Genomic DNA, 6,738 nt, shown 5'->3' on the forward strand with positions numbered 1-6,738 from the left:
ATCTTAGTAGCAAGCTAGATGGAAAAAACCTGCTGAAAGATCTTCACCACGTCCAAAAATCTATTGATGGGTGAAAGTCAATAGCCTAATTCCCTTGTTAATATGAGGCAAAAGTCCCCAGGTGCGGGCAAAATTGATAAGTTTTAGTAGTTGAATAATGCTGACCAGTTCTGATTTTGTTGCTCTATGCCAAGTTCAAGTTGCCACCCTCACCCAGAAATTGGGAGCGGTATGGAGCATTGTGTATTTGACAGAAGAATTGGTAGAAAAAGAAAGTAGCCAAGCTAAGTTGATTCCTGTATTTGCTTTCCCCGATTTAGCCGCTTGGCAAAAAGCAAAGCCAGCCGTCGGAGGTTTGCTGCTTCAAGAAACGGGCGAAAATGCTTTGCCAAAGTTGCTCCCACTTGCTGCTCCTGCCCCAGTACCAATGCCAGCAAGAGAATTTTGGCAAGACAACACTCAGATTCAGTCATTGATGCCAACTAGACAAATCGTATTGCCTTTAGTTTATGAAGGAATATTGATCGGATTGCTAGTGAGTGGGAGAGAAGATCGAGCTTGGAATGAAACTGAGCGTAAAGAAATTGAAACAATTGCTCAAACTTTAGCGATCGCGCGGGCAATGGATCGCCGCAAAGAATGGTTTGAGCAGCAACTAAACAAACAGCAACACCTACAGCAGCAGCAAAGAGACTTACTAGATAACTTATTGCATCAATTCCGCAATCCTTTAACGGCATTACGAACCTTTGGTAAGCTATTGCTCAAGCGCTTTGCACCAGACGACGCAAACCGAGCCGTAGCCGATAATATTGTGAGAGAAAGCGATCGCCTGCAAGAATTGCTCAAACAATTCGATCGGGCAATAGATTTGACAGTGGACGATCTATTGCCACAAAAAGCGTTACCGCCAGCTTCAACGAAGATAAAACCTCTGCCCTTATTGCCCGCCGGAAGCAGCAACCAAGTGTTTGTTGTCGATATATTAGCGCCACTTGTAGAATCGGCAAAAGTCCTCGCTCAAGAGCGAAATTTAGATTTGTATGCAGACATCCCGACAAATTCACCTGCTGTAAAAGCTGACGCGGGAGCATTACGGGAAGTATTGAGCAATTTGATTGATAATGCTTTGAAATATACCCCCGCCGGAGGGCAAATTAATATTCAATCTGGCATTACCCGCGACGGTTTGCAAGGAATAGAAATTAGCGATACAGGTTTAGGAATTCCTCAAGCTGATTTAGGAAAAGTCTTCGAGCGGCATTATCGGGGAGTACAGGAAAATTCGACAATTCCGGGTACAGGATTAGGGCTTGCGATCGCCAAAGAATTAATTGAACAAATGCAGGGCGACGTTGAAGTAGTCAGCCCTGCACAAAATGGTCTAGGAACCAAGTTTATAGTTTGGTTGCCATCAACAATTAGCGGTTTAGCGCCAAGTTAGAAGTTAGAGTTAATTGCAAATCGGTATCGGGGTCGATGGCGACTAAATCTACGCTGTTTCTACCTAAGAACAAGCCAACTAAAGTACCAACACCCGCACCGCCTAATACTTCTTCCGTTGCGATCGCGCGATCGCCTGTTACTGCCGAAATCGCGGCGGCGGCGGCAGCACCCAAAGCAGCATTTTTGACTACATTACCAGCATTAACACCTTTGCGGATGCGCTCGGTTTTGGTAATTACTTCGGATGTCGCATTGATATCGTATCTCCGACCGCCAGATAGTACCAATTCTTGAGCATAGAATTGAGAACCACCTTGGGCTGGGCGCAACTCGCCAACGACGGTGCTACCTGCGGGTATTAAAATTGTGCCATTACTGGTGACAACATTTTGTGCCACAGTTAGAGTCAAAGGCGCAGTTTCTTCTTTTGTTACCAAAATCCGCTCTGCTTGGTCGTATCTGACAGGAATAGTAGTTCCTGATGGAATTGTAATCGCTTGGGGTGTGGTAGGCGTAGTTGGTTGAGCTTGTCCGACAACGTAAGCTGAATTAATTGCCGATACTTGCCCAGAATCTACCAAAGCTTGGTAGATAAAAGCTGCCACATCGGCGCGGGTTGCGGTGCGAGTGGGGTTGAGAAATTTGACATTGGGGTAGTTAACAACGATCGCTCTTTGCGTTGCTGCGGCAATGGGGCTACGAGCATAGCTAGAGATACTGCTATCGTCGCTATAGTATTGGCTGAGATTATTTGAATCGTTGCTGGTGTAATCTAAACCACTAGCTAAAGATACCAAAACTTGTTCGCGGGGAATATTTTGCTCTGGTTGAAAGCGATTGCCCGGATAGCCAGAAAGAAAACCTGTTCTATAGGCTTCTTCAATAGCATTAGATGCCCAATAGTTTGAGGGAACATCAGTAAAATTGATGGCATTACGTTCGGGGCTTTTTTCAAAAGCTTTACGCACAATTGCCGCAAACTGAGCGCGGGTTACGGGCTGATCGGGGCGAAAAGTATTGTCAGGAAACCCGGCAATAATATCGCGTCTGGCAAGTTCGGCAATAAAAGAATTTGCCCAATAATTGCTAGATACATCGCTAAAAGTTGTATTTTGAGCAAAGGAAGGCGCAGAGATAACAACAGGTGCAATGCTGCCTGCGCTAAGTGCGATCGCCATTAATCCGGCGGTTCTTGATTGCAAACGATTGATAGAAATAGCCATTAGAAAGGATTCCTTGTAAAAACTTTATTCATTACTCTCTTAATAACTTAGATTTAATGGAATGTAAATTGTTCCTATCTTTTCTATTTCTAAGGGCGCATTTATTTAATATTTTAAAATCGCAAATATGACTTGCCAGGAGCAAATTTAAGCATAGAATATCTCCTAGCCAGCAAGACGAAATTTATCATAATAAGTTGCCTTAATTGCTATAAACACCATACTACTTAAGTAATATTATTTAAGTAATATTGACATAAGCCAATTACTATTTCTGGCATTTCTAGATGAGGCAATACACCAGCCCTTGAAATGCCTTGAATCTCAATTGCTGAGGGATTTAGTTGTGCCAAACGCCGCCCTAATTTGATATCAGTAAATTGTGCAGACTCTCCCCACAGCATAAATGTAGGTGTAGTTAAGCGTTGAATATACAAAGATAAGTCAAAGTAAAGATCGCCCCGTAAAAAAGCCAGAGCCGCATAAATAGCATTGGGCTGTTGGGCTGAAGCTAAATAAGCTTGGACTATTTCTGGCGAAATGCGCCTAGGATTAGCAAACAAAAATCGTTCTAGAAAACTCCGCACGGCAATTTCATTTTCAGCGCCCAAAGTGTAGATTAGGCGATCTATTAGCGGTGTATTGATAACTTGCAATGGTATCCTGCGCCCCGCACCTTGCCCAAAATCATCAAACCCCGATGGAGAAACTAAAAGTAAAGCTTTAAATAAATCGGGTTGTTCAACAGCTAAACGAATAGTTAAAGCCGCCGTTAGAGACGAAGCTACAACGATCGCCGGAGGTGTACAAACTTGGGAAATAAATTCAGCAATAGTTGTTAGATAGTCAGAAATTCCGTAATCGCGCACTGGATGAGCAGATTCTCCCCAACCGATCAAGTCTGGAGCAATAACGCGGTAGTCATTGGCAAACGCTGGGTAAACTTTAGACCATTCATAAGCAGAAGCGCCACCGCCAAAACTATGCAGAAATATTAATGGGGGTAACTGTTTTGAAGTAGTTACAGGGCTGTAGTATACCATTGCACCCAAAGACGTATCTATCGCCTGTTGCACGAAGCCGGGGGGTTGAAATTGCAGCATAGTTGTAAAGGTATTTGCAGTGAACATATTGGCGAGGGCAATCATGGCAATTTCAGAAATCGCCATAGGTTCTACGCCAGTTTTCGGCTTGTTGAAACTTGATTGAAGCAGAATTTGCGGCTTGTTTATCTTCAGGGCGATCGCCTACAAACACTATTTTGCCCGCATTGTGTATTTCCATCACTAGCAATAGCATTCCTGGGTTGGGTTTGCGAAATGTCCCCGATAGCTCGTGTTTGCTATAATCTTTTACTTCTGTTGGCGTAACGCAAAAGCATTTTTTCCCGGCAAAATCTGGACAGAAATAAACTTCCTCAATTTCTGGGAGCAAAAGCATTGTTTGCTGCTGTTCTTTGACGCAGCTAGTTAGAGATTTTTTACCCGCCGCTACACCCGCTTGATTGGTTACGCCGATTATTTTCCAGCCAAAACTTGCAAAATAGGCGATCGCACCTTCCGCGCCTTGAATAAGTTTTTGATCTCCCGGACGTTGAATAAACTTGTTGTCAGAACGAGGTTCTCGTACTGTTCCATCCATATCGACCATCAAGAGGTTTGCGGGGGTAATAGTTTTTATATCTTCCTGTTCCATCGCTCGATCTTAAACTAGAAGGTGAGAGTCGGGGTTTTGAGGTAGTAGTTTTATAGTGGACAGACAGAATATTTCAACGGGAAGCCATTGGGAGCCAATTGTAGGCTATTCGCGGGCAGTTCGGCTTGGCAACTTTATTTATGTTTCTGGGACAACTGCAACGGACAACAGTGGAGCAATTGTTGGTGTGGGCGATTCTTATCAGCAAACTGTCCAAATTCTACGAAATATTGAATCTGTATTAATTTCCGCAGGTGCAAGCTTAACTGACGTTGTGCGCACGCGCATTTACGTCACAAACATTGATGAATGGGAAAAAGTTGGTAAAGCCCACGGCGAATTTTTTAGCGAAATTCGACCAGCTACCACAATGGTAGAAGTAAATCGCTTGATTTCTCCTGAGATGTTAGTAGAAATTGAAGTTGAGGCGTTAATTACTCAATCTGACACAGTATGAATAAACAAAATCGCTCGTGGGATGTAGGTAGATTTGTTAAAACTTTGGCTGACTTTGAAATTATCCCGTTTATTGGCTGCCTGCAACGGTTGCTTTTAGGTAACGATAATAAAGATACATCTATTGGTAAAAGCGTGGAAACTGTATTAGTAGCTGGGGCGACGGGTGGCGTTGGTAAGCGCGTAGTGCAAAAATTAGTTGATCGCGGTTATAGAGTGCGCTGTTTAGTCAGAAATTGCGATCGCGCGAAATCTATACTTCCCCAAAATGTAGAATTAATCGAAGGTGACATTACTAAACCCGAAACCTTAACACCGCAATTGATGGCAAGTGTACAAGCAGTAATTTGTTGTACGTCAGTCAAAGTGCAGCCTGTAGAAGGAGATACGCCAGATCGGGCGAAATACAATCAAGGTATTAAATTCTATCAGCCAGAAGTTGTCGGCGATACCCCAGAAAATGTGGAGTATTTAGGCGTAAAAAACCTCGTCCAAGCGGCGGCGAAATACCTAAATAAACCCACAGAAAAACTTATCTTTGACTTTGCTAATCCATCGCCAGACTTAAAAGCTATTTGGGGCGCAGTGGATGATGTGGTAATGGGCGGGGTAAGCGAAAGTGAAATTAAATTTGTTGATAACTTGGCAGTATTTACAGGCAATGTATCTACTCAAAATTCTGGTGGATTTGCTTCGGTAAGGACTAAAAATATTGACCCACCATTCAATTTATCTAATTATGAAGGTATAGAACTGCGCGTCAAAGGCGACGGTCAACGTTACAAATTTCTAGCGCGTACCGAGTCAAAGTGGGATGGTGTAGCTTATTCCTACTCTTTCGATACTGTAAATAATAGTTGGATAGATGTACGCATTCCTTTTAACCAATTAGTTCCAGTATTTCGGGCTAAAACCTTAGATACTAATGAATCAATCAATACTCAAAATATTTGCTCTTTGCAGTTAATGCTTAGTAAATTTGAGTACGACGGCGAATTAAATCCCAACTTTACCCCTGGTAACTTTGCCCTGCAAGTAGAATCAATCAAAGCTTATGGTGGTGAAACATTGCCACAATTTGTATTAATTAGTTCGGCGGGTGTAACTCGCCCCAATCGCCCTGGTATTAACCTCGAAGAAGAACCACCCGCCGTCAGAATGAACGATCAATTGGGAGGTATTCTTACTTGGAAATTGCGCGGCGAAGATAGTTTAAGAGAAAGTAAAATTCCTTATACAATTATTAGACCTTGCGCGTTGACCGAAGAAACTGGCGTTCAAGAATTAGTATTTGAGCAAGGAGACAATATTAGAGGAAAAGTTAGCCGTGATGTGATCGCCGATCTGTGCATCGCTGCTTTATCCCAACCTCAAGCAAGCAACGTTACTTTTGAAGTAAAAGCCGTCGAAAGTCCCAATCCATCTAATGATTGGCAACAATTATTTGCATCTTTACAACCAGACTAGCGATGTACAAAAAAGCTTTACTACTTTGTCTTGCCACAATTTTTGTAACAATTAGCTGGTATGGATTAAATAGTGCGATGGGAGACAAGTTCCCGCCTGGGGCGATCGCATTTTCCCAATCGTCACAGTTCAATCTACAAACAGATATTTCTAGGATAGAATCGCGGCTAAATCGGATAGAAGCACAACTGAGCCAAATAACCAGAGGACAAGCCCCAGTATCCCCACTTCCATCGCCTATAAATCCGAGGAGCCAACCACAATTAACCCGCGAACAAATGTTTGACAATCTGGCAACTTTAGTTGTTGAAACCAAAGATCAATTACAGCAGTTCTCAGTTGGGTGAAACATAGCAACAACAGTGGGTAAACCAGCCAATAATATCTTGGAGTGTCACCGCAGCTAGAGCATCCGTGATTGCCTGGTCTAACTGTGCATAAGTTCTTGCTG

7 protein-coding genes are annotated in these 6,738 nt (G+C 43.0%); 4 read left to right on the forward strand and 3 right to left on the reverse strand.

Translation table 11 applies throughout. The features are described from left to right. The first annotated feature begins 157 nt into the window (after window positions 1–157). Window positions 158–1,444, forward strand: a complete 1,287-nt coding sequence (locus AC2VE5_RS11265; protein ID WP_486887837.1) for a GAF domain-containing sensor histidine kinase — start codon at window positions 158–160, stop codon at window positions 1,442–1,444. Here the strand turns inward: AC2VE5_RS11265 and AC2VE5_RS11270 are convergent. From AC2VE5_RS11270 to AC2VE5_RS11280, 3 genes are all read right to left on the reverse strand, one after another. Beyond that, window positions 1,422–2,669: an S-layer homology domain-containing protein gene (locus tag AC2VE5_RS11270; protein ID WP_486887838.1), complete on the reverse strand. Its 1,248-nt coding sequence runs from the start codon at window positions 2,667–2,669 to the stop codon at window positions 1,422–1,424. The genes AC2VE5_RS11265 and AC2VE5_RS11270 overlap by 23 nt on opposite strands. 227 nt (window positions 2,670–2,896) lie before the next feature. After that, window positions 2,897–3,772 carry an alpha/beta fold hydrolase gene (locus tag AC2VE5_RS11275; RefSeq protein WP_486887845.1) on the reverse strand — a complete coding sequence of 292 codons (876 nt, stop codon included), beginning with the start codon at window positions 3,770–3,772 and terminating at the stop codon, window positions 2,897–2,899. A gap of 52 nt (window positions 3,773–3,824) precedes the next feature. Then, complete coding sequence (locus tag AC2VE5_RS11280) at window positions 3,825–4,364, reverse strand: HAD-IIIA family hydrolase (protein WP_486887839.1); 540 nt, start codon at window positions 4,362–4,364, stop codon at window positions 3,825–3,827. Between the two features lie 55 nt (window positions 4,365–4,419). Here AC2VE5_RS11280 and AC2VE5_RS11285 point away from each other — a divergent pair, with 55 nt between their 5' ends. The 3 genes from AC2VE5_RS11285 to AC2VE5_RS11295 are packed head-to-tail and all read left to right on the forward strand — an operon-like array spanning window position 4,420 to window position 6,634. Beyond that, complete coding sequence (locus AC2VE5_RS11285) at window positions 4,420–4,821, forward strand: RidA family protein (RefSeq protein ID WP_486887840.1); 402 nt, start codon at window positions 4,420–4,422, stop codon at window positions 4,819–4,821. Next, window positions 4,818–6,287: a CIA30 family protein gene (locus AC2VE5_RS11290; RefSeq protein WP_486887841.1), complete on the forward strand. Its 1,470-nt coding sequence runs from the start codon at window positions 4,818–4,820 to the stop codon at window positions 6,285–6,287. Before AC2VE5_RS11285 ends, AC2VE5_RS11290 begins: the two co-directional genes overlap by 4 nt. A 2-nt stretch (window positions 6,288–6,289) precedes the next feature. Further along, window positions 6,290–6,634, forward strand: a complete 345-nt coding sequence (locus tag AC2VE5_RS11295) for a hypothetical protein (RefSeq protein WP_486887842.1) — start codon at window positions 6,290–6,292, stop codon at window positions 6,632–6,634. The last annotated feature ends 104 nt before the right edge of the window (window positions 6,635–6,738 follow it).

It is taken from the genome of Aliterella sp. E5.1 (assembly GCF_057473825.1).

Bases quoted from the DNA above. Each gene is read 5' to 3' on its own strand.
- AC2VE5_RS11265 (WP_486887837.1), top strand. From the start codon at position 158: ATGCTGACCAGTTCTGATTTTGTTGCTCTATGCCAAGTTCAAGTTGCC.
- AC2VE5_RS11270 (WP_486887838.1), bottom strand. From the start codon at position 2,669: ATGGCTATTTCTATCAATCGTTTGCAATCAAGAACCGCCGGATTAATG.
- AC2VE5_RS11275 (WP_486887845.1), bottom strand. From the start codon at position 3,772: ATGCTGCAATTTCAACCCCCCGGCTTCGTGCAACAGGCGATAGATACG.
- AC2VE5_RS11280 (WP_486887839.1), bottom strand. From the start codon at position 4,364: ATGGAACAGGAAGATATAAAAACTATTACCCCCGCAAACCTCTTGATG.
- AC2VE5_RS11290 (WP_486887841.1), top strand. From the start codon at position 4,818: ATGAATAAACAAAATCGCTCGTGGGATGTAGGTAGATTTGTTAAAACT.
- AC2VE5_RS11295 (WP_486887842.1), top strand. From the start codon at position 6,290: ATGTACAAAAAAGCTTTACTACTTTGTCTTGCCACAATTTTTGTAACA.